Below are 23,943 nucleotides of genomic sequence, written 5' to 3' on the forward strand. Positions count from 1 at the left end.
CCGATTGTTGTTGTTATAGAACCTCGCGGGACGCCTCTCGCCAAAAATCGCCAGGACCATCCCTCCGTTGAAAACGACTATATAGTAATACTAATTACCCAACAACACTTCCAAATCGACGAATTAGAGCTTATGTTACGCCTCACCCAGAACCATATAGTCATACAATAAGAGAATCGATCATGCCTGATAAGAAACCCACCCTGCGCTCCGCCCAATGGTTTGGCACCGCCGACAAGAACGGCTTCATGTACCGCAGCTGGATGAAGAATCAGGGCATCGCCGACCACCAATTCCAAGGTAAGCCGATTATCGGCATCTGCAACACCTGGTCGGAACTGACCCCGTGCAACGCGCACTTCCGTCAGATTGCGGAGCACGTCAAACGCGGGGTGATCGAAGCCGGGGGCTTTCCAGTGGAATTCCCGGTGTTCTCCAACGGCGAATCCAACCTGCGCCCTACCGCCATGTTCACCCGTAACCTCACGAGCATGGACGTCGAAGAAGCCATTCGCGGCAACCCGATTGATGGCGTGGTGCTGCTGACCGGTTGCGACAAAACCACCCCGGCCCTGCTGATGGGCGCAGCCAGTTGCGACGTGCCAGCCATCGTCGTCACTGGCGGACCGATGCTCAATGGCAAGCACAAGGGTCAGGACATCGGCTCGGGCACTGTGGTCTGGCAGCTCAGCGAGCAGGTCAAGGCCGGCACCATCACCCTCGACGATTTCCTCGCGGCCGAGGGCGGCATGTCCCGATCGGCCGGCACCTGCAACACCATGGGCACGGCCTCCACCATGGCGTGCATGGCCGAAGCACTGGGCACGTCCCTGCCCCACAACGCAGCCATTCCGGCGGTCGACTCACGCCGCTATGTACTGGCGCACATGTCCGGCATGCGCGCGGTGGAGATGGTCCGCGAAGACTTGAAGCTGTCGAAAATCCTCACCAAGGAAGCCTTCGAAAACGCCATCCGTGTCAACGCGGCAATCGGTGGTTCCACCAACGCGGTGATCCATTTGAAAGCCATTGCCGGCCGTATTGGCGTGCAACTGGACCTGGATGACTGGACCCGCATCGGTCGTGGCATGCCGACCATTGTCGACCTGCAACCGTCCGGGCGCTTCCTGATGGAAGAGTTCTACTACGCCGGTGGCTTGCCCGCCGTGCTGCGTCGCCTGAGCGAAGCGAACCTGATTCCCAACCCGAACGCCTTGACCGTCAACGGCAAGACCCTCGGCGAGAACACCAAGGACGCGCCTATTTATGGTCAGGATGAAGTGATCCGCACCCTCGACAACCCGATCCGCGCCGACGGCGGCATCTGTGTCTTGCGCGGCAACCTGGCCCCCCTGGGCGCAGTGCTCAAGCCGTCCGCCGCCACGCCGCAATTGATGCAACATCGTGGGCGCGCAGTGGTGTTTGAAAACTTCGACATGTACAAGGCACGGATCAACGATCCGGAACTCGACGTCGACGCCAACTCGATTCTGGTCATGAAAAACTGCGGACCCAAGGGTTATCCGGGCATGGCCGAAGTCGGCAACATGGGCTTGCCGGCCAAGTTACTGGCCCAGGGCGTGACGGACATGGTGCGTATTTCCGATGCGCGCATGAGTGGCACCGCGTATGGCACCGTGGTGCTGCACGTCGCGCCAGAAGCGGCCGCTGGCGGACCATTGGCCGCGGTGAAAGAAGGCGACTGGATCGAACTGGACTGCGCCAGCGGCCGTCTGCACCTGGACATTCCGGACGCCGAACTGGCGGCGCGCATGGCCGACCTGCAACCACCGCAACAGATGATCCTTGGCGGATATCGTCAGTTGTACATCGACCATGTGCTGCAGGCGGATCAGGGTTGCGACTTTGACTTCCTGGTGGGCTGCCGCGGGCTGAAGTGCCGCGCCATTCTCACTGACCCACCCGACCGATCGTTCCCGCGCTCTGCGTGGGAACGCCTCAAGGGACGCTCCGCGTCCCCCTGAAACAAGTGACGCAGAGCGTCACGAGCGGCATTCCCACGCGGAGCGTTGGAACGATCATGAACAAGGCATTCGCTGACTTCTGATCTGATGAATGCCCGTGGTGCCTGTTATCATGCGCGACACCTCCATCGCACAGGATCGCGCCGTTCCCCATGGATTACCGCAAACCCTCCGACCGTAAAAGCATGCACTCGCGCATTGTCCAGGAGCTGGGCATGCAGATCGTTTCCGGGCGCTTCAAACCGGACGACAAACTGCCCGCCGAAGCCCTGCTGTGTGAGGAGTACGCGGTCAGCCGCCCGGTACTGCGAGAGGCCACCCGGGTATTGGTCGCCAAAGGCCTGGTGTATTCGCGTCCACGCGTCGGCACTGTGGTCAAGCCGCGCAAAGACTGGCACATGCTCGACCCCGACGTGCTGCATTGGCTGATGCAGAGCAGCCCGCAGAATCAATTTTTCGACCTGCTGACCAGTGTTCGCGCCATCATCGAACCCGCTGCAGCTGCCCTCGCCGCGCAGTTCGCGACCGATGCGGACATCGCCTCCATCGGTGAAGCCTACCAACGCATGGAAGCCGCCCCGACTCCGGAAGCACTGCTGCAACCCGATCTGGATTTCCACAGCCGAATCGCCGACGCCACCCACAACGATCTGTTGGCCAACCTGTGCAACATGCTGTCAGTGGCGATTGCCGAAGCGTTGAAGCATTCCAACCAGCGGCCGAACCTGCATGAACTGGCGCTGCCCCGGCACAAGGCAATCCTCACCGCCATCGAGAATCGCGATGCGCTCGGCGCACGGCACGCGACGCTGGTGCAGCTCGATGATGCGCGTAGTGCGTTGAATGTGGTCTTGGGTAGCGATCCCAACTGACCCAACACATTCCAACTGTTGGAGAAATCCCTGTAGGAGCAGAGCTTGCTCGCGATGTCGGAGTGTCAGTCAACATAGATGTTGAATGTTCTACCGCCATCGCGAGCAAGCTCTGCTCCTACAGGGTTTAGTGTTGAATTCGGGATGAAAAAAGCCGCAACCAAGGTTGCGGCTTTTTTATTTCAGGCAAGGATCAGTGAGCGAACAGCGAGTTGCCCTTCTGCCCGGCCAGTTTCTCCGGTTTGATCAGGAAACGGGCCAGCGCAGGTAGCAGCCACAGCGCACCGAACATGTTCCAGAGCAGCATGAAGGTCAGCATCAGGCCCATGTCAGCCTGGAACTTGATGGCCGAGAAGATCCAGGTGCACACACCGATGGCCAGGCACAAACCGGTGAACAGCACAGCTTTACCGGTGGACTTGAGCGTCTGGTAATAGGCTTCCTGCAACGGCAGGCCAGCACGCAGGAAACTTTCCAGGCGGCTGTAGATGTAGATGCCGTAGTCCACGCCAATCCCCACACCCAGCGCCACCACCGGCAGGGTCGCGACTTTCACGCCGATGCCCATGAAGGCCATCAGGGCGTTGCCGAGTACCGACGTCAACACCAGAGGCAAGACGATGCACAAGGTCGCCGCCCACGAGCGGAAGGTGATCATGCACATGGTCGCAACGCAGATGTAGACGAGGATCAGGATGGTCAGCTCGGACTCCTTGATCACCTCGTTGGTGGCCGCTTCGATCCCTGCGTTACCGGCGGCGAGGATGAATTCCAGGCCGTCCTTGTTGTTCTCCTTGGCGAAGTCCTGCACTGCATGGACGGCGCGATCAAGGGTGGCCGCCTTGTGATCGTTGAGGAACACCAGCACCGGTGCCAGGGAGCAGCTGTTGTTGTACAGACCATCGGCACGGGCGATGGAGTTGTTCAACACGTCCGGGTTACGCGACAGGGTTTCCCATTTCAGGTTGCCCTCGTTCATGCCCTTGATCATCTGCTTGGACACGGTCACCAGAGAGATCGCCGACTGCACGCCCTCGGTGTTCTGCATCTTCCACATCAGCTCGTCGATGGGCCTCATGGCTTCGTAGCGTGAGCAGCCTTCAGCCTTGGTCTTGACCATCACCACCAACACGTCGGAACTGGTGGAGTAGTTGCTGATGATGAAGTTGTTGTCCTTGTTGTAGCGCGAATCCGGACGCAGTTCAGGTGCGCCCTGATCGAGGTCACCGATTTTCAGGTTCTGGCTGTACCAGAGGCCGCCACCAAAGGCCAGCAAGGCCAGCACGATGGACACCGGCGCAACTTTCGGGCTGGCAAAGTTCGACAGCAGGCGCCAGAACGGATGCTCGCGGTGGGCGTCTTTCTTGCTACGTTCAACGGCGCGCTTGCTGATGCCGACATAGGAAATCGCCACCGGCAGCAGGATCAGGTTGGTAAACACGATCACCGCCACGCCGATCGACGCACCGATGGCCAGCTCACGAATCACGCCAATATCGATAATCAGCAGCGTGATGAAACCCACCGCATCCGCAAGAATCGCGATCATCCCCGGCAGGAACAGTTGACGGAAAGTACGTCGTGCAGCGGTCAACGCGTTGTCGGCCTCGCTGGATTGCAAGGCGATACCGTTGATCTTCTGTACGCCGTGGGAAATACCGATGGCGAAGATCAGGAACGGCACCAACATCGAATACGGGTCAAGCCCGAAGCCGAAGAAGTGCATCAACCCAAGCTGCCAGACCACCGCCACCAGCGTGGTACTGAGTACCGCCACGGTGCTGCGCATGCAGTTGGTGAACCAGTAGAGCAGGATCAGCGTGATGATGAAGGCAACGCCAAAGAACATCACCACCATGACCAGGCCATCGATCAGATCGCCGACTTTCTTGGCGAAACCGACGATGTGGACCTGCACGTTAGGGTTCTGCTTTTCAAACTTGTCGCGGATCTTTTCTTCCAGCTGGTGGGAGAACTGACGGTAGTCCAGTGCCAGCAACTTGCCCTGGTCCTGCGGGTCCGGGTAGGACTCCAGCAGCGGGATATCGACAATGCTCGATTTGAAGTCGTTGGCCACCAGACGCCCGACTTGTCCGGACTTGAGGACGTTGTTTCGCAGCAGATCAAGGCTTTGCTGCGACCCGTTATAGCTCTGCGGGATCACTTCACCACCGGCGAAGCCCTCCTCTGTCACCTCGGTCCAGCGCACGCTCGGACTCCACAGCGACTTGAGGCCGGAACGGTCGACGCCGGAAATGTAGAACACCTCGTCGTTGATCTGACGCAGGGTCTCCATGTACTCCTTGGAGAAGATATCGCCGTCAGTGGCTTCTACGGAAATTCGTACCGTGTTGCCCAGGTTCGCCAGATCGTTGCGGTGCTCCATCATCTTTTGAATGAAGGGATGCTCCAGCGGGATCATTTTTTCGAAACTGGTGGATGGCCGGATCAGCGTCGCCTGCCAGAACAGGAAAATGCTGACCAACAGGCAGATCGTGATCACTGCCGGGCGGTTGTTGAAAATCAGGCGCTCAAGAAACGTCGCCTTGTCTTGGTGATGACTTGTCATGGATGTCATAGCTCCGCCCTTCTTATTATTTGCCCAGCTCTGAGCCGGTTGGCGAAGTAGCGCGAACGCCGCCCTGTCCTGCCAGAATCAGATTACCGTTGCCCGCCGCCGTGACTGCCGAAACGGAAATGCGATCCGGACGGTTGAACACGCTGAAGGTTTCGCCGTTGTCGTTGCTGCGGATCACCGAGCCGCCGTTGCCGACGATCACGATGGAGCCGTCGTCGAGCAGCGTTGCGCCGGACAACCCGAACTCCAGCGCGCCGCGAGCGGCTTTCAGCTCAACCTGTTCCCAGGTGCTGCCGAAATCCGTGGAGCGGTAGAGATTGCCGCGCAGGCCGTAAGCCAGCAGCGTATTGGCTTGCGCCGTACCGATCACGCCGAACAGCGAGCCTTGGTACGGGCCTTCAAGTTTTTCCCAGGTCTGGCCCCAATCGGCGGAGCGGAACATGCTGCCCTGTTCGCCTACGATGAACAGCCCGGCATCTTTTACAGATGCGATGCCATTGAGGTGGTACTGGTCTTCGTTATCCAGGCGGTCACTGGCGTCTTCCCAGTGTTTGCCGCCGTCGGTGGTTTCCAGCAGTGCGCCATACGCGCCCACGGCAAAGCCGCTGTTGACGTCCTTGAACCAGACGTCGAGCAACGGCGCTTCGCGTTTCAAATCTTCGAATTGCTTGGTCCAGGTGACGCCGCCGTCCTCGCTGGCGAGGATCTGTGCGTCATGACCGACGGCCCAACCGTGTTTGTCATCGACGAAAAACACCGACGTCAGCAGTGCGCGGGTCGGCACCTTGGCTTGAGCCCAGGTCGCGCCCTGGTCATCGGAATACAAAATATGCCCACGATCCCCGACCGCCACCAGGCGCTTGCCGGCGTGGACGACATCGAGCATCAGGCTTTTGGCAGCCTTGGCCGATTCGATGGCATATACGGTATCGGATGCTGGCGCTGCGGCGGCCAGCACTGGTGCCGACAACACGGCACAGCCCAACAGCGAGAGCGCTGTAGCCAGCAACGCGATTTTGCGTAATGCCGGCGGGCGGCAGATACCCACACCCATGACAGGCTCACTCATAGACCTTCCCCCATTATTATTGTTAGGTCATTCAACCTTTCAGGGCGCCGTAAGGGAGCTTGTTGCGATTGGCTGTTTTGGAGTTGAGTCCTGAAACGCGCAATCTAGAGCCCCTTCGGAAGCTGGCTTATCCTATCGGGGTTTGGAAAGGTCTGACAATCGACGCCACGTTATGTTTTGTTAACCTGAGATACATGTGGTTTGGCTGAATGATTGGCTATTAGGTGGGGTGATTGGCCTTTCTTTGGTTAGTGCTCGGAGTACATATCCGTTTCTGCGGTAACGGCTTCTGGCGGTTTCGCTCTTACAGCGACTCACTTTTCCAGACGCCGAAAAGTAAGCAAAGGCTTCGCCCCGGCGTACGGCACTTCGCTAAAGCTCAGTGTTCCCTCGCTCCGGTATCCATCAGGGGGCATCGCCTACGGTCTGCTTCGCGACGACCTCCTCTCGATGTGTGCGGCTTCGCCGCACCGGCGCTACGCGCCTAACCCCCTGATGAACACCTACGCTCGGCCTGCCGAAGGGGCGAAAGATCAAAAGCAGATCAAGATCAAGATCAAAAGCCAAAACCAAAGCCAAAGCCAAAGCCAAAGCCAAAGCCAAAGCCAAAGCCAAAGCCAAAGCCAAAGCCAAAGCCAAAAGCCAAAAGCCAAAAGCCAAAAGCCAAAAGCCAAAAGCATCGCGGGCAGGCTCGCTCCTACAATTGGACCGGGGGTCGTCTGTTAGAGACTGGTCTGCCGGCAGGTCGCCATCGCGGGCAAGCCCGGCTCCCACAGGGAATGTGTACACCGGCAAGAGATCGGTCGGCTGTCAGGCCGCCATCGCGGGCAAGCCCGCTCCCACAAAAAGCAAAACACCCCACACCCGCTCTTGCCCCTCACCACTCACCAGGCCGAGCGTTAGCTCGCCTGCAGCTTTTGATCTTGATCCACCCGCCCCTTCGGGAGGCTGAGTGGAGGTGTTCATCCGGGGAGTGGCGCGTAGCGCCGTTCGACGCAGTCGAACACGCTGCATGTAGGTCGAAGCGAAGCCGACCGGAGGGCAGTGTCCCCGGAGGGATACCGGAGCGAAGGAACGCCGAGCCCCAGCGAGGGGCCGGACGCTCGGGGCGAGCCTTTTTTGCTTACTTTTTTTTGGCGTTTGAAAAAAAAAGTGAGTCGCCGTAAGGGCGAAACCCTAAGTGGCCGTTACCGCAGCAACGGATATGTACACAACGAACAAGAACATGGTCGGCCCAAAGGCCGCCACGGCAGAAAAGCCAGCCCCACAGGTTCCGAGTGAACCCGTGGGATCAAAGCCAGCCTCAAGCCAGGCTTTTGCTGACCACTTCAAACACATCGCTGGACAGCTGACCCGAAGCACGAATGCGCTCCAGCTCACCTTTCATCAACGCCTGACGCGCATCGTCATACTTGCGCCAGCGAGTCAGCGGCGCCAACTGGCGGGAAGCGATCTGCGGATTAAACCCGTTCAACTCGATCACCAGATCCGCCAGGAAGCGATACCCGGAACCATCAGCCGCATGGAAGTTGATCAGGTTCTGCCCGGCAAACGCACCGACCAGCGCCCGCACCTTGTTCGGGTTCTTCATGTTGAACGCCGGATGCTGCATCAACTGACGCACCCGCTCCAGACCACCCGGCAACGCACTGCCCGCCTGAACGCTGAACCACTGATCCATGACCAGCGGATTGTCCTTGAAGTGCTCGGCAAAACTCGCCAGCGCCTTGGCTTTCTCTGCTTCAAACGACGAATTGACCAGCACCGCCAACGCCGTCAGGCGCTCGGTCATGTTATCGCTCGCCTCGAACTGCTCAAGCGTCGCCGCCAACACGTGCGGTTTAGCGCTCAACATCAGGTACGACAGCGCAATGTTCTGCAACGCGCGACGAGCGAAGTGCTCGGCCTCGGCCACGTACGGCGTTTTCTTCGACAGCTCGCGATTGGCCTGATAACGCAGCCACAACGCCTCGAACAACCCTTCAGCCAATTGCTTGCGAGCAAACTCACGGGCAATGTGAATCGCATCGACATCAGCCACTTCGCTGATTTCAGTCAGGTACGCCTCACCCGGCAACGAAAGCATTTCCGCGACCATGGCCTGGTCCAGCGTCTCGTCGGACAGCACGGTGCGCAACGCCGACACCAGGCGCTGATCCAGCACCAAGGCTTCGCCGGCCTGGTGTTGGGCGATCAGCTCTTGCAGCACTTGCACCGACAATTGCTGGCCCGCATCCCAGCGGTTGAAGCCGTCGCTGTCATGCTGCATCAGGAACATCAGTTGATCGCGGTTGTACGGGAAGCTCAGTTTGACCGGCGCCGAGAAACCACGCAGCAATGAAGGCAACGGCTGTTCAGCGATGTCGACGAAGGTGAAGGTCTGCTCGGCTTCAATCACCGAGATCACCCGCGACGTGCCCTGAGCGCAGGCTTCGCCGGACAGGCGCAAGGCAATCGCCGCACCTTTGGCGTCCAGCAGGCCCAATTCCACAGGAATCACGAACGGCAGTTTTTCAACCTTGTCCGGGGTCGCCGGGCAGCTTTGACGGAACGTCAGGCTGTAGGTTTTCGCCGCCGCATCGTACGACTCGCTAACGACCAGACGCGGGGTACCGGCCTGGCTGTACCAGCGCTTGAACTGGGTCAGGTCGACACCGTTGGCGTCTTCCATCGCCTTGATGAAGTCGTCGCAGGTCACGGCCTGGCCGTCGTGGCGGTCGAAATACAGGTCGCTGCCCTTACGGAAACCTTCGGCGCCGAGCAAGGTGTGGATCATGCCGACCACTTCCGAGCCCTTTTCGTACACGGTCAGGGTGTAGAAGTTGGAAATTTCGATGAAGCTGTCCGGGCGCACGGCGTGAGCCATGGGGCCTGCGTCTTCGGCGAACTGGTGCGTGCGCAGGTAAGCCACGTCCTGGATGCGCTTGACCGTGGCCGAGTTCATGTCCGAGGAGAACCCGGCATCGCGGAACACGGTAAAGCCTTCTTTGAGCGACAACTGGAACCAGTCGCGGCAGGTCACGCGGTTGCCCGACCAGTTGTGGAAGTATTCGTGGGCGACAATGGCTTCGACGCGCTGGTGCGCGGCGTCGGTTGCGGTTTCGGCGCGGGCCAGCACGGCGCTGGAGTTGAAGATGTTGAGGCCCTTGTTCTCCATGGCGCCCATATTGAAGTCGTTGACCGCGACAATCATGAAGATGTCCAGGTCGTACTCGCGACCGTACACTTCTTCATCCCAGCGCATCGACTTCTTCAGGCTGTTCATGGCGTGCTGGCACTTGTCGATGTTTTCCGGCTCGACGTAGATACGCAATGCCACGGAACGCTCGGTCATGGTGGTGAAGGTGTCTTCGACGCACCACAAATCACCGGCGACCAGCGCGAACAGGTACGCCGGTTTCATGAACGGGTCTTCCCAGGTCGCCCAGTGCCGGCCGTCTTCGCCGGGACCGCTGGCAATCGGGTTGCCGTTGGACAGCAGCACCGGATAGCTATGCTGCTCGGCGACGACCGTGGTGGTGAACTTGCTCATCACGTCCGGGCGGTCGAGGTAATAAGTGATCTTGCGGAAACCTTCGGCTTCGCACTGGGTGCAGAACATGCCGCTGGATTTATACAAACCTTCAAGCGCGGTGTTGGTTTCCGGGTGGATCTTGACGCTGGTATCGACCGTGAAGGTGGTGCTGGTCGGGTGCAGGGTCAGATGATTTTCCGTCAACTGATAGTCGCTTTCGCTCAGCTCGCGATCAGCCAGGGTCACCGACAGCAGTTCCAGCTGCTGGCCGTCCAGTACCAGCGGCGGCAGGCCCGGGCCGCGCTCGGGATTGCGGCGCATCACCAGTTGCGCATGGACCAGGCTGTGGTCCTCGAACAACTCGAAGGTCAGGTGCGTCTCGTCGATCAGGTACTCGGGCGCCTGATAGTCTTTCAGGTAAATCATCTTCGGTTGTTCGGTGCGCATGCTGGAGTCCTTACTGATGCACGGCGAGCTGATAAGCCGTGTATTTACGAATATTGATCACGCCAGTGTCGAAGATCAGGTATTGGCCCTTGACCCCCAGCAGCGTGCCTTCGGCAATCGGGTTCTTGTCCAGGTTGAAGCTGACGATCTTGGCCGGGTACTGCTCGACCGGATAACGGATCTCGAGCGTTTCTACGTCGGCAATGGTCTGGATCGCTTGCAGGCCAAATCGTTCCTGCAATGTTTTCAGGCCCTCGGCGCAGCTATCAAACAGTTGATCGCGAACCTCGGCCAGGTCCGCCGACGCCGCCTCGCCCTTGAGCAACGCACGCCAGTTGGTTTTGTCCGCCACTTGACTGCGGAACAGGTCTTCGACGAACCCCGACTGCTGACGGGTCGACACGCGCATGATCGGCAACGCCTGACGGGCGCCCTGATCGATCCAGCGGGTCGGCAGTTGGGTAGCGCGGGTAATCCCGACTTTCACCCCCGACGAATTGGACAGGTACACGATGTGATCGGTCATGCAGAACTGTTCGCCCCATGCCGGCTCACGGCAAGTACCAGCGTCGTAATGGCAACGCTCCGGGCTCATGATGCAGAGGTCGCACTGCGCCAGTTTGGTCATGCACGGGTAGCAATACCCTTGGCTGAAACTGGTTTTGGTCTTGCGTCCGCAATGGGTGCAATGAATCGCCCCCAGGTATTCCAGGCGCACGGTAGTGCCGATCAATGGATTGACCGGCACCTCGACATCACCCAGACGCAATGCGTACTGCACGTCGGACCCGTCAAGACGCGCCGACATTTTACTGATTGCACCACGGCCAATCTCGATCAATGGACGGCATCCGATTTGAACAGAATATTGGGTATTTCAATCGATTTGGAGCCGCATTCCTGCACCCCCATGAAGCCCGTCCGCTCTTCTTCGGGCAGGTTCTGGATTTCCCAGGCGATCATCGCTTGCAACGACAGCTCGCGTTGTTCGGCGGTGAGTTTGCCACCGTCGGACCATTTGCCGATTTCCACCGCCAGTTTCAGGCTCTGGTAGATATCGGGGGTGATGTTTTTGATCATTTCGTTAAAAGAGGACATCAGGGTCTCCGCGCGATTGAATACGTAACTTGTTTAGACGGCCAGTTTACGGCGGTTGTACAAACCACCCAACAAACCGGTCAGGCATCCGACGAGCAACCCGCTGACGTGGGCCGCATTGGCGATCTCACCGAAACCGATCATCGAGATCAGCCCGGACATACACAGCACCAGCCACACCAACATCATCACCAACACACCACGCGGCAGGCGATAAGCCGGGTTCGGCGACAACAACTGGAAGATCCAGCAATGCCCGAGCAGGCCGTACAGTACGCCGGACAAGCCGCCGAACAAGGTCGGGCCGCTGAAAAAATACTGCGCGTAGTTGGACACCAGGCTGAACAGCAGCGTCAGGCCGATCAGGTTGATGCTGCCCTGTCGCGATTCGATACGCCGACCCAGTTCCCAGTACCACATGCCGTTCATGGCCAGGTGCAAGATGCCGAAGTGGATCAGCATCGGCGTCATCAGGCGCCACCACTGCCCCGCCGCCAGGCTGTCGGCCAACGGGACGAAATGGATGTATTCGCCCACCACGCGGAAATCGAGGAAGGTCAGCCAGCGCATCGTGTCGAGGTTTTCGCCCAACAACGTCACCGCGCCGACTAGGATGCTCAGCAGCAAAACCGCCGCGGTGGCCTTGGCATAGCGAAGTTGTTCGACGAAACCGGGGCGTTGGGTCGTTTGCGCCACCGGAATGTCCAGTTGCTGATCGGGATCACCGGCCGGAAAGCGTTCGTACAACGAGCGCACGTCTTCGCTGATATTGGCCGGCACCCAGAGCACCTGCTCGCCCGACTCTTCGCTGACGCGATGCGGCACCTGCATGCGCTGCAGCAATTTGACGAACCCGCTCAAGTCCACCGCCAGTGGCAGACGCAATACGGCAACAGCACTCATTGCAGCACCTCCGGCCGTTCGACATCGACCCAGACAAATTTGTGCGGATCAAGACGGGTCTCCTGATCCAGGCGATAGGCGACCAGTTTGCCGTAGAGCACTGCGCTGTAATCCAGACAGGCCAGGTTCGGGCGAATCGGTGCCGGTTTGCCGCTGCGCCAGTAGTGGCCAACGAACAACAGTGGCTCATCGATCCCATAGCGCAGCAACGTGTTCTTTTCCGTGGAAGACAGTGGCGTCTGCGCCACCGGCTCAGGCAATGCGTCCGGTTGGAACACGATGTCTCCGTAGGTTTGCGGGTCGTCTTCCCAGAACTTGGTGCGAAAGAACGAACGCACCAGACCGTCGCCGCTGGTCATGGTCAAGCCATGGGGCAAGCGCATGTCGGTGCCGCGCAGCAGCCGGTCGAACACGGTGCAGGCGAAACTGCCGGGCACGGCCGATGCCCTGAAGGAAATGCTCATCGACGCAGCCATTGGGGAACAGCCCGCGCAACGGCTCGATCAGGCCCGAATCCCAGCAGGCATGCACCACCCGGAAGCGCCCGGCATCGATAAACAACGGCAACTGGTAGAACCATTGCAGGAAGTCATGCCAGTCGCCGGGATGATCTTCGAACTGGCTGAGGGTTTCGCCCAGTAACCGGGCATGGCGCGGCGTGTGCTCACGGACAAACTGTTTGCCGCTGCCCGGTGGCGCCGGGGTGCTCCAGCCCAGCGCGTTAAATTCATGGTTGCCCATGATGCACAGCGCCTGGCCGGCCTCGACCATGTCATGGACGATGTGCAGCGCCTCGCGAATGCGCGGGCCGCGGTCGATGATGTCGCCGACGAACACGGCCATGCGCGATGGATGCCGCCAGACGCCACCTTGTTTGTGATAACCGAGCCGGTCGAGCAAGTGCTCAAGGGTCAGAGCGCAACCGTGCACGTCACCGATCAGGTCGTAGCTACGCGCGGGATCGAGCATCAGTCGCCTCCACCACCCAATCGGCTGCCCCAACCGAGCTTGGTCCGGCAGACTTCATAGTAATTGTGGTCAAGGGGGTGGATCAGCCGCAGCTTCTGCGCTTTTTTGCTGATGGTGATGGTGTCACCCGGTGCGCAGGTGAAGTGGTTCTGCCCGTCACAGGAGACTTGCGGGTAAATCTGCATATCTTTGGACACGACGATTTTCAGCTCACTGTTGCCGTCGACCACTATCGGCCTACCCGACAAGGTATGGGGGTACATCGGCACAATCACAATAGCGTCAAGCTTGGGATGCATGATCGGTCCACCCGCTGACAGCGCGTAGGCGGTCGAACCGGTGGGCGTCGCGACGATCAGGCCGTCGGCCTTCTGGCTGCAAACGAACTGGCCGTCGATGTACAGCTCGAACTCGATCATCCGCGTCGATTTGCCGGGGTGCAGCACCACGTCGTTCAGCGCATCACCCTGGCCGATGGCTTCAGCGTGACGGCGGACTTCGGCTTGCAGCAGGAAGCGGTTTTCCACCAGGTAGTGCCCGTCGAGCACTTCGGCGACTTTGACTTCCAGTTCATCAGGGCGAATATCGGTCAGGAAACCGAGGCTGCCACGGTTGATGCCAAGCACCGGGATATTGTGCTTGGCCAGCGCCCGGGCGGCGCCCAGCAGGCTGCCGTCACCGCCGACCACAATCACCATGTCACAGACTTCGCCGAGCATCTTGCGTGACGAGGTTTGCAGGCCATGCCCCGGAAGGACTTCGGCGATGGTGTCCTCAAGGATCACGTGCAAGTGACGATCGAGCAGAAACCGTTTCAGTCGGCGGACGGTATCCAGCACCTGAGAACTGCCCAGGCGACCGATGATGCCGATATTACGAAATTGCTCCATGGGGTTCCTGCAAGGACGGCGAAAAAGGCGATTATGGGCGAAAGCGCGGGATAGACAAAATCCTTTCAGCCACAAGGGTGTACTCATGTTTAGGGCTATGCTCGCAAGATGATCCTATTTCCCGATTTGCTCACGTTGCCTCATCAGTTGCGCCACCCCGAAGTGCGCGACCTGGCGTGGGTCATCCTCGCACCGCCGATGCTCCTCGATACGCCGTGGCCGCAACGTCATCCGCTGGCCGGCAGCGAGTGGGTGCAACAACCGGAACACCTGGAGCGCTGGTTGCGGCAACTGGACCGCGACAGTTATGACTTGTTGCACTGGCTGTCCCAGGCCCGAACCCGGCGTTTAGGCCTGTACTACGAACGGTTATGGCAATACGCGGTGCGGCACGCCCCGGGGATCGAGCTGATTGCCGCCAACCTGCCGATCAGGCGTGAAGGGCATACGCTGGGCGAGCTGGACATGTTGCTGCGCGACCGCGACGGTGTGCATCACCTGGAACTGGCGATCAAGCTCTATCTCGGACCGCAAAATGGTAACGGGCAAGACACCGCGCAGTGGCTCGGCCCCGGTTGTCATGATCGGCTGGACCGCAAACTGGCACACCTGACTCAGCATCAACTGCCCATTTCTGCCCGTACAGACAGTCGCGAAGTGCTCGCGGCCCTCGATATCCAGCAGTTCAGTGCGCACTTGTGGCTCGGCGGTTACCTGTTGTATCCGTGGCCCGGACACGCCGAGCCACCCGACGGTGCGCATCCGCAGCATTTGCGCGGTAGCTGGCTGCATCAGAAAGACTGGGCAGACTTTGTCGTGCGACGGCCTTACGGCCGATGGCAACCCCTGCCCCGCCATGCCTGGCTGGCGCCGGCGCATTATCCCGCAGAACAGACATGGAGCCCGGAACAACTGAGCGCCTGGCTGAGCGACCTCCAACCCCAGGCCCCGGCGCAGTTGATGGTGCGCCTGACCGAAAATACCGAAGGGGATTGGGAGGAAGCGGAACGGTTGTTTCTGGTGGCGGATCTTTGGCCGAATGTGCCGGGCAGTGGTTGAGATTGGTAGTGGCAGATATGGCCCCATCGCGGGCAAGCCTTGCTCGTACGGGTCGTGTGTCAATCGCAAAATTCGTGATCGACCCGATCCTGTAGGAGCAGGGCTTGCCCGCGATGAGGCCAACTCGATTTAAATCGTCAACCGCACCGCCAGCGCCGCCAACGTCACCAACAACACCGGCACCGTCAGAACAATCCCGACCTTGAAGTAATAACCCCAGCCGATCCGGATACTCTTGCGCTCCAGCACATGCAGCCACAATAACGTCGCCAGACTGCCAATCGGCGTGATTTTCGGCCCCAGATCGCTACCAATGACGTTGGCATAAATCATCGCCTCCTTCACCACGCCGCTGGCCTGGCTCGCATCGATCGACAGCAAACCGATCAGTACCGTCGGCAAATTGTTCATGATCGACGACAAAATTGCCGTCAGCACACCCGTGCCCAGGGCCGCGCCCCAGACACCGTACTGTGCAAACCCGTCCAGCCAGCCCGCCAGATACCCGGTCAGCCCGGCATTTCGCAAGCCATACACCACGAGGTACATGCCCAGCGAGAAAATCACGATCTGCCACGGTGCTTCTTTCATCACCTTGCGCGTGGAAATTTTGTGGCCACGGGCAGCGATTGCCAGCAGCAGCGCGGCGCACACCGCAGAAATGGCGCTGATCGGAATGCCCAGCGGTTCCAGGGCAAAACACCCCACTAACAGAATCACCAACACCGCCCATCCGGCGTAAAACGTCGCCTTGTCATGGATCGCAGTGGCGGGATGATCCAATTGCTCGGGGTCGTAATTCCTGGGAATGTCTCTGCGAAAGAACCACATCAGCATCGCCAACGTTGCCGCGACGCTCACCAGGTTGACCGGGATCATCACTGCCGCATACCGATTGAAGGTGATATGGAAGAAGTCGGCGGACACAATGTTCACCAGGTTCGACACCACCAGCGGCAGGCTCGCCGTGTCGGCGATGAAACCGGCGCCCATCACGAACGCCAGCGTCGCCGCCGGAGAAAATCGCAATGCCAACAGCATCGAGATCACGATGGGTGTGAGAATCAACGCCGCGCCATCATTGGCGAACAATGCCGACACCAACGCACCAAGCAGCACCATATAAGCAAAAAGCTTGCGTCCACTGCCCCGCCCCCAGCGGGCCACATGCAAGGCAGCCCAGGCAAAAAAGCCCGCCTCGTCCAGCAACAGGCTGATGATGATCAGCGCGACGAAGGTGCCGGTGGCGTTCCAGATGATCTGCCACACAATGGGGATATCGCTTAGCTGCACGACACCAAATATCAGTGCCAGCACCGCCCCGAAGACCGCACTCCAGCCGACACCCAGGCCTTTGGGTTGCCAGATCACCAGCGTGATGGTCAGCAGGAAAATCAGTGAAGCAGTCAGCATGCAAAGCAACCTTGTGCGCAAAAAACAAACCGCGATTCAGCCGCAACACACGAACAGAGTAAAGCCCCCATTTTCTACACAACGAATCCCGTAGCAGCTGTCGAGCAGCACGAGGCTGCGTCCGAGCGCGGACCGAGTCGGACGCAGCCTCGCGCTGCTCGTCAGCTGCTACACAGGTTACAAACGGATGACATGCCCTTGCACTGGCGCGACCTGGCCGTTGAACAACCGCGTAATCACCGTCTGCGCCGCCTCATAACCGTCGCTTTGCACCACCTCAAGCAGCGGGTTGGCGGATGCGGTCACTTGCCCATAAAACCGCTGCAAGCCATCGCCGATATGTTGGCTGACTCGCTCTGGCCCCCACTCGGCATTGCGCTTGCGCAACTGGATCGGCGCAAAAGAACACCGGTTGCGGGCCCTCGATGGCGCTCAGTTGTGCTTCATCCGTGCTTTGTGCCGAACCGGCGAAGCAGCTGTAAACCAGTTGTCCGGCGAATTGCTGATGCACACGATCACGCAAACCCAGGTCGCCAGAAAAATCCACGTACAGAACAGGACGGTCACTGGCCAGGCTCGGCAGCTCCTCGTAAGACACTGTTCGCTCATAACAGCCGAGCGCTTCGACGAAGGACGTGTTACCGGCCGAGGTCAGCGCAACCCGCTCGATGTCGGGGTAGTTTTCCAGACACACAGCGGCGCCATAGGCGGTTTTGCTCGAAGCGCTGGAAAACACCAGCCGGGTCGCACCGAAGAATTGGTTGTCTTGCAGGAAATCCGCCAGCATTGATGAGGTCAGAAACAGCGGTTTGAGCAAGATCTGCAGGTTTTCGGTGTCATGGCTGTAGTACGGATCCCAACTGCACCGGGTGTACTGGTTATAGGCCGAGGTCAGTGCCTGCCGGTGTTCGGCGCCATCATAGAAACCTCGCTCGGTGACCCGCTCGGGGCGCATCCACAGGTGACTGGCAATCGGAAAATAGCCGTAGAAGCGCTCCCCCACCGCAACCCCTTCAACCGTCGAAGCGATCACATCGGCGAAGCCCCAAGCCGGAATGTGCCCCATTTCCGCGTTCCCGCTAGGGAAAAACCCCAGTAATTCATCGAATCGCCATACGCGGCATAAGTGATGTTGTTGGTGGTCAGCGCACAGCGGTCGATTTTCACAATCACCTCCCCTTCGGACGGAGTCAGACTGCGCTGCTCCTGCTCGATTCGACTCTGGTCGAGGGCGTTTTTGCGGGTGATCAGCCGTGTTACCGTGATCGGACTTTGCATCTTTCAGACTCCTGCTGCGAGTGAGTGGCGGGTAGCACCAGAGTAGTGGCAGCCGATGAAGAGCGGGTTCCGGAAACACCAAGGGCACTGCGCCCACCCTCAATCCCCGCGCCAAACCGCTGAAACGGCCGAGTCAGTCTCGGGCGATCTTCACCGTGGAGGCGATTTACGAGGCGTTTGTTCGGATTTGGCGACGTGATGGCTGGTCGGGGCTGACCACGCGCGCGGTGGCGCTGGAAGCCGGCGTTGCCATCGGTACGTTGTACGATTATTTCCCGAGCAAGGAAGCGCTGCTGTCCGGTTATGTCCGCCATTGCCTGGAGAATCTGTTGCAGCACATCGATGACCAGGTGGTACGGCCCACGCATCTGGACTGGCAAGCGCGAATCAATCGTTTGATCCGTATGACCTGCGACCCGACCGATGCTGATCAGCCGTTGTTCGACTATGAGCTGATGACCCATGAACACCAGATCGCCGAACCCAAACACCACCGGCGGGTGTTCCAGGAGCTGTCGCAGAAGTGGCGCGAAGCGTTTGCGGCGTGTAGCGATTTACCTGAGCAGCCATCAGAAACAACCATCGATGCCTGGCTGATCACCGCCTGGGGTGGCCGCCGTTATTGCGTTACCGCACAACCGGCGGCAGCGCAAACGGCTGCGTGGCTGGCGGAGATCGAGTCGATGATCCGTGGCCGATTGCTGCACACCCCCTAACCCCCAATACCCTGTAGGAGCGAGCCTGCTCGCGATAGCAGTGTGTCAGGCAAATCAATGCCAACTGACATACCGCTATCGCGAGCAGGCTCACTCCTACAGGGGGACGGTGTTGTCACTCTTTTTTGTGTTGCTCGACCCATTTTGCATACGCGTTGATAAAACTCTGCAGGAACGGCCTGACCGACTCGGACAGCTTGCCCGCCTCGTCGAACGCCGCGCCGGCGCCTCCAAGGTAGGCTTCCGGTTGCTGCATGCATGGCACATCCAGAAACACCATGGACTGGCGCAAATGGTGGTTCGCGCCGAATCCGCCGACAGCACCCGGCGAAGCACTGATTACCGCACCCGGTTTGCCGCTCCAGGCGCTCTGGCCATAGGGCCGCGAACCCACATCGATGGCATTCTTCAAAGGCGCCGGTACCGAACGGTTATATTCCGGGGTGACGAACAGCACTGCGTCGGATGAACGCACCTGTTGGCGGAAAGTGCTGTAGGCTGCCGGCGGTGAAGCACCATCGATGTCTTCGTTGTAGAGCGGCAGGTCGCCGATTTCAACGATTTCAAGCCTGAGATTGGCCGGTGCGAGATCGGCCAGGGCCAGCGCCACCTTGCGATTGATCGATGCCTTTCTCAAGCTGCCGACCACAACGGCGATCTTGTAGACGTTGCTCATGGAAGATGTCTCGACTGTGCGATGGAAAGAACTTGTAGTTATAGATGACGAATTACCCAGCGGGCCCTGAATTTCATCGCCCCTGACTATTTTTTTCCTGTAGGAAAACTTACTTCACCCAACCACGGTCTACAGAACCGAAAATTGAGTGATTTATCTCCAGAGGTTCTAAACAGATGGCAGCAGTACTTGTCGGTCAGTTCCATGCAAGAGATGCGGAAGGCCGTGTTTATTCAGTGCATGAGTTCCAGGAATCCACCCTGTCGGCGGACGGCCTTGGCGGCACGGAGCCTGTCACCACCTACAAACTGGCCATTGGCGATCGTGTCAAGAAGCTCGATGAAAACCAATTCCTGCTGGTGCAAGCGGACGTGACCATCGTCCGTGAACCCGACACGTATGTCGGCAGCCTGCCAGAAGTCAACGTCGCCTCATAACCGCGTGTTATGAGCAGAAGTCATATGCGCGCACTTGAGTTAGGATTCAGTCACTGATCCTCTCACCTGCTGAACATGGACTTCACGCATGCGTTTACGCCATATCGAAGTGATCCACGCGCTTGTGCAGACTGGCCACCTGGGCACCGCCGCCGAATGGCTGCAGTTGCCGGTGGCCGAGGTTGAACGCCTTTTGCGTGAGGCCGAGGGTCAGTTGGGTTTCATGCTGTTTTCCAGCGTGCGTGGACGCTTGCAGGCGACCCGCGAAGCGCGGGAACTCCAGGTCGAAATTGCCCACGTTTACGAAGCGCTTGAGCCCGTCCAGCGGCTGGCCTCCAGCCTCAAGCATTACCAGGCAGCCCCCCTTCGCATTATCTGCACCCCGCCCCTGGCCCAACAATTGCTGCCTCAAGGCATCGCTGCCCTGCGCCGACGCTTGCCTGATGCGCCGTGCAACCTGCTGAGCCAACCGACCCGCGAGATCATCAAGACCTTGTTGTTGCGCGAAAGCGACCTGGGGTTGAGCCTGCATGATCCCGATCACGCCGACATCCATTGCCAGGTCATTGCCCAAGGCAAGCTCCAGCTTCTGGCGCCCCACGGCTGGCTGCAACCCAAGCAGAAATACATTTCGTTGCAAGATCTGGCAGGTCAGTCGATGGTCGGCCTGGAAGGTCATGACCCGCTAAGTCCGGCACTGGAGAACAAACTGCAGGCCTTGCGCCCTGCCCCGGTCGTGCATATCCGGGTCCAGACGCATCAGATGATGCGCAGCATGGTCGAGGCCGGTGAAGGTCTGGCAATTGTCGACCCGTTTACCGCCCTCGGCGCCAAATCCAGCGGACTGGATGTGTGTCCGCTGGCCCCGGCAGTACCGATCAGCCTCTACGCCCTGACCCTGAAAAACGGCGAACCCAACGCCGCTGTTCAGACACTGCTGGACATCATTACGGAACAAGCCGCGGCGATGCTGGCGAACTGAACGAGTCTTCCAGCGAGTTATCGAACAAGCGATACCAAAACAGTGCCACTTCGGCGGTGTTTGGGTCGATCCCGCGATAACGCAAATGATCGATCCCGCCAATCACATACCCGCACCGCTCATAGAGCCGACAGGCGCCCAGATTGTTGTTCTGGGTTTCGAGCATGATGCCGGGCAGTTTTTTCTTGCGGCTCCAGAACTGGGCCACATCCAGCAGCGCTTTGGCCACGCCATGGTGCCGCGCCGGGGCATGCACCGCTAACTCGTCGATATGCGCAAAACCGTTCCAGTTGGTGCTGACCACCAGATGGCCGACCGGCTCGTCGTCGAGATACGCCATGAAAATCGCGCTGTCAGCGGCATCACGGAAACTACTGAACTCCTCCGGGTCAATGCCGTAGCACTTTCGATACGGAATGATCGGCGTCACCGACCACTGTTCGACCGGTTTGCCAATTTCGGCAGCACCATAGGCGGCAACTTCAAAACTGAAGTCACTGCCCCAGATATAGGCCGCAAAGCCGTCATCGGCGACACGCACCGACAGGCCCGGGAACTTGGGATTGATCACAGGTTGCATGCTGGGAAAGGTCCTCATTCCTTGATGCAATCGACGGTGTAGTGCCGTCCATTGCCCTCGTCTTCGTGTTGCAAGCCATGCACATCGACGACAAATCCTGGGAAGCTACTGTCAAAAGTACGCGCAAATGAAAGGTAGTCAATGATTGACCGGGTCGCCTCGGTGAACCGCTCGCCAGGCATGATGAGCGGAATACCTGGCGGATACGGCACCAGCATGACCGCAGCGATTCGTCCGTCCAGCGCATCGATGGACACCGCCTCCACCTCGCCTCTCACTAAATGATCATAGGCGTCAGCGGGCTTCATGACGACTTCCGGCAGCACGGTGTACATGCGCTTGAGGTGTTTGGCCGTGGCATTGCTGCGATAACAGGCGTGCAATTGATCACATAAGTCGCGCAAACCCATGCCTTGATAGCGCCCGCCGCTCTGTTGCGCCACGCACGGCAGGCAGGCTGCCAGGCTGACGTTGGCATCGTAGCTGCGCTTGAACTCCAGCAACTCGGTCAACAGCGTGCTCCACTTGCCTTTGGTGATGCCCATCGAGAACAGCACGAGGAACGAATACAACCCGGTCTTCTCGACCACCAGCCCACGCTCCCAGAGGAATTTACTGACCACGGCCGCCGGAATCCCGCGTTCACTCAGCGCGCCACCGGCCGTCAAGCCTGGCATCACCAGAGTGACTTTGATCGGGTCGAGCAGCACGTAATCGTCGGTCACACCGCCAAAGCCATGCCAGTCGGCGTCGGGTTGCAGCAGCCAATCCTCGGTGACCACGCGATCAATGCCTTCCACCGATGGCGGCTGCCAGATGGAAAACCACCAGTCGTCCGCCGCAATGTGTTGGCGCAGATTGGCCAGGGCGCGACGAAAGCTCAGGGCTTCGTCGAACATTTCCTGCAACAGCGAACGCCCGGCCGGCCCTTCCATCATCGCCGAGGCCACGTCCAGCGATGCAATGATGCTGTACTGCGGCGAAGTGGAGATGTGCATCATGAACGCTTCGTTGAACCGGTCGCGATCCAGTTGCCGCGCGCCACCGTCCTGGACATGAATCATCGACGCCTGGCTGAACGCTGCCAGCAACTTGTGCGTGGAGTGCGTGGTAAACACCAGCGGGCTGTCTTCGCTGCGCGAAGTGCCCATGCCGTAACGCCCGGCGAAAAACTCGTGGAACGCCGCGTAGGCATACCAAGCCTCGTCGAAATGCAGCACCTCGACGCTGTTGCCCAGGTTTTGCTTGATCAATTCGGCGTTGTAGCAAAGGCCGTCGTAGGTCGAGTTGGTGATCACCGCCAATTTGACCTTCGGCGCTCGCCCCTTGGTCAGCGGGCTGGCGTCGATCTTGGCCTGGATCGACTCGCGGCTGAACTCGCTCAACGGAATCGGGCCGATGATTCCCAGTTCATTGCGCTCAGGGCACAGGTACAACGGGATGGCGCCGGTCATGATGATCGAATGCAATACCGACTTGTGGCAGTTGCGATCCACCAGCACCAGGTCATCACGCGCGACCATCGAATGCCAGACGATTTTGTTGGCGGTCGAGGTGCCATTGATCACGAAAAAGGTGTGATCGGCGCCGAAATTGCGCGCGGCTCGTGCTTCTGCTTCGGCCAGCGGCCCGGTGTGATCGAGCAAGGAACCCAATTCGGGAACCGATACGGATAAATCCGAACGCAGGGTATTTTCCCCGAAAAACTGGTGAAACGCTTGCCCGACGGGGCTCTTGTGATACGCCACGCCACCGCCGTGGCCCGGCGTGTGCCAGGAATAATTGGAGTCGGCGGTGTGTTGCACCAGTGCCTTGAAAAACGGTGGCAACAGTCCGTCCAGGTACTTGCGCGCAGCCCGCGCCACTTGCCGGGCCAGGAACGGCACGGTGTCCTCGAACAGGTAAAGAATCCCGCGCAGCTGATTGAGTTCGGCCATGGCATCAGCCGGGGCGTTTTCCAGGGTCACCTGCTCACCCAGGGCAAAGATCGGCAGATCCGGCGCACGCACTCGCGCCAGGCCAATCAGTTCGGCCATGTTCTGCAATAAATGGGAATGGGCGCTGGCGTCTTCAGCGGCAATTAACATGCACGAGAGGCCGTGATGGGTCGACGCAACTAGCCGCCCTTCGGTGTAATCCACCGCCGAAACAATGCTGAAGCCTTCCTGCTCCAGCTCCCGGGCGATGCCCCGCACGCGATCACCGGCGACGGTGTCGGCCTTGATGTCGCGATGGACGATCAGGACCGGGAATTTCAAATCTTTATACATGGGGCTCAGTGTCCTGAGGCGGCAGACCATGGTCTGCCAATAACCTCAGGGTAGAGGGTTGAAGCGGATGTGGCGAGTGTCGATACATGCACGACCTGTAGCAGCTGCCGAGCACCGCGAGGCTGCGTTCGGTGCGGGCCGCGTTCGGACGGAGCCGTCGTGATATCGGATAGTGCGTTGTTTCAGGAAAACCTCGCGTCCAGGTTT

Annotated in this window: 19 protein-coding genes and 2 pseudogenes; 6 read left to right on the top strand and 15 right to left on the bottom strand. The window is 59.3% G+C overall.

What is annotated here, in order from left to right:
- The first annotated feature begins 182 nt into the window (after positions 1–182).
- Positions 183–1,918 (top strand): annotated as a pseudogene (locus tag AB4N76_RS00305) (IlvD/Edd family dehydratase).
- A gap of 219 nt (positions 1,919–2,137) precedes the next feature.
- Entirely contained in the window at positions 2,138–2,857 is a 720-nt protein-coding gene (locus tag AB4N76_RS00310) for a FadR/GntR family transcriptional regulator (protein WP_109786535.1), read from the top strand.
- Positions 2,858–3,050: 193 nt separating this feature from the next.
- Here AB4N76_RS00310 and AB4N76_RS00315 read toward each other — a convergent pair whose 3' ends face one another.
- The 8 genes and pseudogenes from AB4N76_RS00315 to AB4N76_RS00350 form a co-directional block, all read right to left on the bottom strand.
- On the bottom strand, positions 3,051–5,426 hold the full coding sequence (locus AB4N76_RS00315; protein ID WP_046032134.1) for an efflux RND transporter permease subunit: 2,376 nt from the start codon (positions 5,424–5,426) through the stop codon (positions 3,051–3,053).
- A 25-nt stretch (positions 5,427–5,451) separates the two neighbouring features.
- The gene (locus tag AB4N76_RS00320) at positions 5,452–6,504 is read right to left on the bottom strand and encodes a WD40/YVTN/BNR-like repeat-containing protein (RefSeq protein WP_046032133.1); all 1,053 of its coding nucleotides are present in this window, start codon (positions 6,502–6,504) and stop codon (positions 5,452–5,454) included.
- A gap of 1,303 nt (positions 6,505–7,807) precedes the next feature.
- On the bottom strand, positions 7,808–10,465 hold the full coding sequence (gene pepN, locus AB4N76_RS00325) for an aminopeptidase N (RefSeq protein ID WP_046032131.1): 2,658 nt from the start codon (positions 10,463–10,465) through the stop codon (positions 7,808–7,810).
- Positions 10,466–10,475: 10 nt separating this feature from the next.
- Positions 10,476–11,306, bottom strand: a complete 831-nt coding sequence (locus AB4N76_RS00330; protein ID WP_046032130.1) for a DUF2797 domain-containing protein — start codon at positions 11,304–11,306, stop codon at positions 10,476–10,478.
- On the bottom strand, positions 11,303–11,563 hold the full coding sequence (locus AB4N76_RS00335; protein WP_046032129.1) for a YeaC family protein: 261 nt from the start codon (positions 11,561–11,563) through the stop codon (positions 11,303–11,305). Before AB4N76_RS00335 ends, AB4N76_RS00330 begins: the two co-directional genes overlap by 4 nt.
- 33 nt (positions 11,564–11,596) lie before the next feature.
- On the bottom strand, positions 11,597–12,466 hold the full coding sequence (locus AB4N76_RS00340; protein ID WP_046032128.1) for a rhomboid family intramembrane serine protease: 870 nt from the start codon (positions 12,464–12,466) through the stop codon (positions 11,597–11,599).
- Positions 12,463–13,438: pseudogene (locus AB4N76_RS00345) on the bottom strand (metallophosphoesterase). Before AB4N76_RS00345 ends, AB4N76_RS00340 begins: the two are co-directional and overlap by 4 nt.
- A complete protein-coding gene (locus AB4N76_RS00350) occupies positions 13,435–14,325 on the bottom strand; it encodes an NAD(+) kinase (RefSeq protein WP_027923400.1) in 891 nt (296 codons plus the stop codon). The pseudogene AB4N76_RS00345 and the gene AB4N76_RS00350 overlap by 4 nt, the downstream one beginning before the upstream one ends.
- A 108-nt stretch (positions 14,326–14,433) precedes the next feature.
- Here AB4N76_RS00350 and AB4N76_RS00355 point away from each other — a divergent pair, with 108 nt between their 5' ends.
- Positions 14,434–15,384 (top strand): DUF1853 family protein, encoded by a 951-nt coding sequence (locus tag AB4N76_RS00355; RefSeq protein WP_046032126.1) that lies wholly within the window; start codon positions 14,434–14,436, stop codon positions 15,382–15,384.
- Between the two features lie 129 nt (positions 15,385–15,513).
- On the opposite strand, the gene AB4N76_RS00360 is transcribed toward AB4N76_RS00355, so the two are convergent.
- The 4 genes from AB4N76_RS00360 to AB4N76_RS00375 form a co-directional block, all read right to left on the bottom strand.
- Positions 15,514–16,797 (bottom strand): arsenic transporter, encoded by a 1,284-nt coding sequence (locus tag AB4N76_RS00360; protein ID WP_046032125.1) that lies wholly within the window; start codon positions 16,795–16,797, stop codon positions 15,514–15,516.
- Between the two features lie 177 nt (positions 16,798–16,974).
- Positions 16,975–17,103, bottom strand: a complete 129-nt coding sequence (locus AB4N76_RS00365) for a hypothetical protein (protein WP_460163962.1) — start codon at positions 17,101–17,103, stop codon at positions 16,975–16,977.
- Entirely contained in the window at positions 17,075–17,863 is a 789-nt protein-coding gene (locus tag AB4N76_RS00370) for a DUF2855 family protein (RefSeq protein WP_460163963.1), read from the bottom strand. The genes AB4N76_RS00365 and AB4N76_RS00370 overlap by 29 nt, the downstream gene beginning before the upstream one ends.
- The gene (locus AB4N76_RS00375) at positions 17,827–18,075 is read right to left on the bottom strand and encodes a hypothetical protein (protein ID WP_460163964.1); all 249 of its coding nucleotides are present in this window, start codon (positions 18,073–18,075) and stop codon (positions 17,827–17,829) included. Before AB4N76_RS00375 ends, AB4N76_RS00370 begins: the two co-directional genes overlap by 37 nt.
- Positions 18,076–18,230: 155 nt before the next feature.
- On the opposite strand from AB4N76_RS00375, the gene AB4N76_RS00380 reads away from it, so the two are divergent.
- Positions 18,231–18,791, top strand: a complete 561-nt coding sequence (locus AB4N76_RS00380; protein WP_460163965.1) for a TetR/AcrR family transcriptional regulator — start codon at positions 18,231–18,233, stop codon at positions 18,789–18,791.
- Positions 18,792–18,906: 115 nt separating this feature from the next.
- Here AB4N76_RS00380 and AB4N76_RS00385 read toward each other — a convergent pair whose 3' ends face one another.
- The gene (locus AB4N76_RS00385) at positions 18,907–19,467 is read right to left on the bottom strand and encodes an NADPH-dependent FMN reductase (RefSeq protein ID WP_046032122.1); all 561 of its coding nucleotides are present in this window, start codon (positions 19,465–19,467) and stop codon (positions 18,907–18,909) included.
- A 176-nt stretch (positions 19,468–19,643) separates the two neighbouring features.
- On the opposite strand from AB4N76_RS00385, the gene AB4N76_RS00390 reads away from it, so the two are divergent.
- Positions 19,644–19,904: a hypothetical protein gene (locus AB4N76_RS00390; RefSeq protein ID WP_046032121.1), complete on the top strand. Its 261-nt coding sequence runs from the start codon at positions 19,644–19,646 to the stop codon at positions 19,902–19,904.
- A gap of 88 nt (positions 19,905–19,992) precedes the next feature.
- Positions 19,993–20,886, top strand: coding sequence for a LysR family transcriptional regulator (locus AB4N76_RS00395; RefSeq protein ID WP_046032120.1), 894 nt, complete (start codon positions 19,993–19,995; stop codon positions 20,884–20,886).
- Here AB4N76_RS00395 and AB4N76_RS00400 read toward each other — a convergent pair.
- Both AB4N76_RS00400 and AB4N76_RS00405 read right to left on the bottom strand, forming a co-directional pair.
- Positions 20,852–21,466 carry a GNAT family N-acetyltransferase gene (locus AB4N76_RS00400; RefSeq protein WP_046032119.1) on the bottom strand — a complete coding sequence of 205 codons (615 nt, stop codon included), beginning with the start codon at positions 21,464–21,466 and terminating at the stop codon, positions 20,852–20,854. The two genes, AB4N76_RS00395 and AB4N76_RS00400, sit on opposite strands and share 35 nt — an antisense overlap.
- A gap of 14 nt (positions 21,467–21,480) precedes the next feature.
- Positions 21,481–23,736, bottom strand: coding sequence for an Orn/Lys/Arg family decarboxylase (locus tag AB4N76_RS00405; RefSeq protein WP_460163966.1), 2,256 nt, complete (start codon positions 23,734–23,736; stop codon positions 21,481–21,483).
- Positions 23,737–23,943 lie beyond the last annotated feature (207 nt).

Source organism: Pseudomonas sp. S2_F03 (assembly GCF_054668335.1).

Bases quoted from the DNA above. Each gene is read 5' to 3' on its own strand.
- AB4N76_RS00395 (WP_046032120.1), top strand. From the start codon at position 19,993: ATGCGTTTACGCCATATCGAAGTGATCCACGCGCTTGTGCAGACTGGC.
- AB4N76_RS00375 (WP_460163964.1), bottom strand. From the start codon at position 18,075: ATGCAAAGTCCGATCACGGTAACACGGCTGATCACCCGCAAAAACGCC.
- AB4N76_RS00350 (WP_027923400.1), bottom strand. From the start codon at position 14,325: ATGGAGCAATTTCGTAATATCGGCATCATCGGTCGCCTGGGCAGTTCT.
- AB4N76_RS00405 (WP_460163966.1), bottom strand. From the start codon at position 23,736: ATGTATAAAGATTTGAAATTCCCGGTCCTGATCGTCCATCGCGACATC.
- AB4N76_RS00315 (WP_046032134.1), bottom strand. From the start codon at position 5,426: ATGACAAGTCATCACCAAGACAAGGCGACGTTTCTTGAGCGCCTGATT.
- AB4N76_RS00390 (WP_046032121.1), top strand. From the start codon at position 19,644: ATGGCAGCAGTACTTGTCGGTCAGTTCCATGCAAGAGATGCGGAAGGC.
- AB4N76_RS00340 (WP_046032128.1), bottom strand. From the start codon at position 12,466: ATGAGTGCTGTTGCCGTATTGCGTCTGCCACTGGCGGTGGACTTGAGC.
- AB4N76_RS00320 (WP_046032133.1), bottom strand. From the start codon at position 6,504: ATGAGTGAGCCTGTCATGGGTGTGGGTATCTGCCGCCCGCCGGCATTA.
- AB4N76_RS00335 (WP_046032129.1), bottom strand. From the start codon at position 11,563: ATGTCCTCTTTTAACGAAATGATCAAAAACATCACCCCCGATATCTAC.
- AB4N76_RS00360 (WP_046032125.1), bottom strand. From the start codon at position 16,797: ATGCTGACTGCTTCACTGATTTTCCTGCTGACCATCACGCTGGTGATC.
- AB4N76_RS00385 (WP_046032122.1), bottom strand. From the start codon at position 19,467: ATGAGCAACGTCTACAAGATCGCCGTTGTGGTCGGCAGCTTGAGAAAG.
- AB4N76_RS00310 (WP_109786535.1), top strand. From the start codon at position 2,138: ATGGATTACCGCAAACCCTCCGACCGTAAAAGCATGCACTCGCGCATT.
- AB4N76_RS00355 (WP_046032126.1), top strand. From the start codon at position 14,434: ATGATCCTATTTCCCGATTTGCTCACGTTGCCTCATCAGTTGCGCCAC.
- pepN (WP_046032131.1), bottom strand. From the start codon at position 10,465: ATGCGCACCGAACAACCGAAGATGATTTACCTGAAAGACTATCAGGCG.
- AB4N76_RS00400 (WP_046032119.1), bottom strand. From the start codon at position 21,466: ATGCAACCTGTGATCAATCCCAAGTTCCCGGGCCTGTCGGTGCGTGTC.
- AB4N76_RS00370 (WP_460163963.1), bottom strand. From the start codon at position 17,863: ATGGGGCACATTCCGGCTTGGGGCTTCGCCGATGTGATCGCTTCGACG.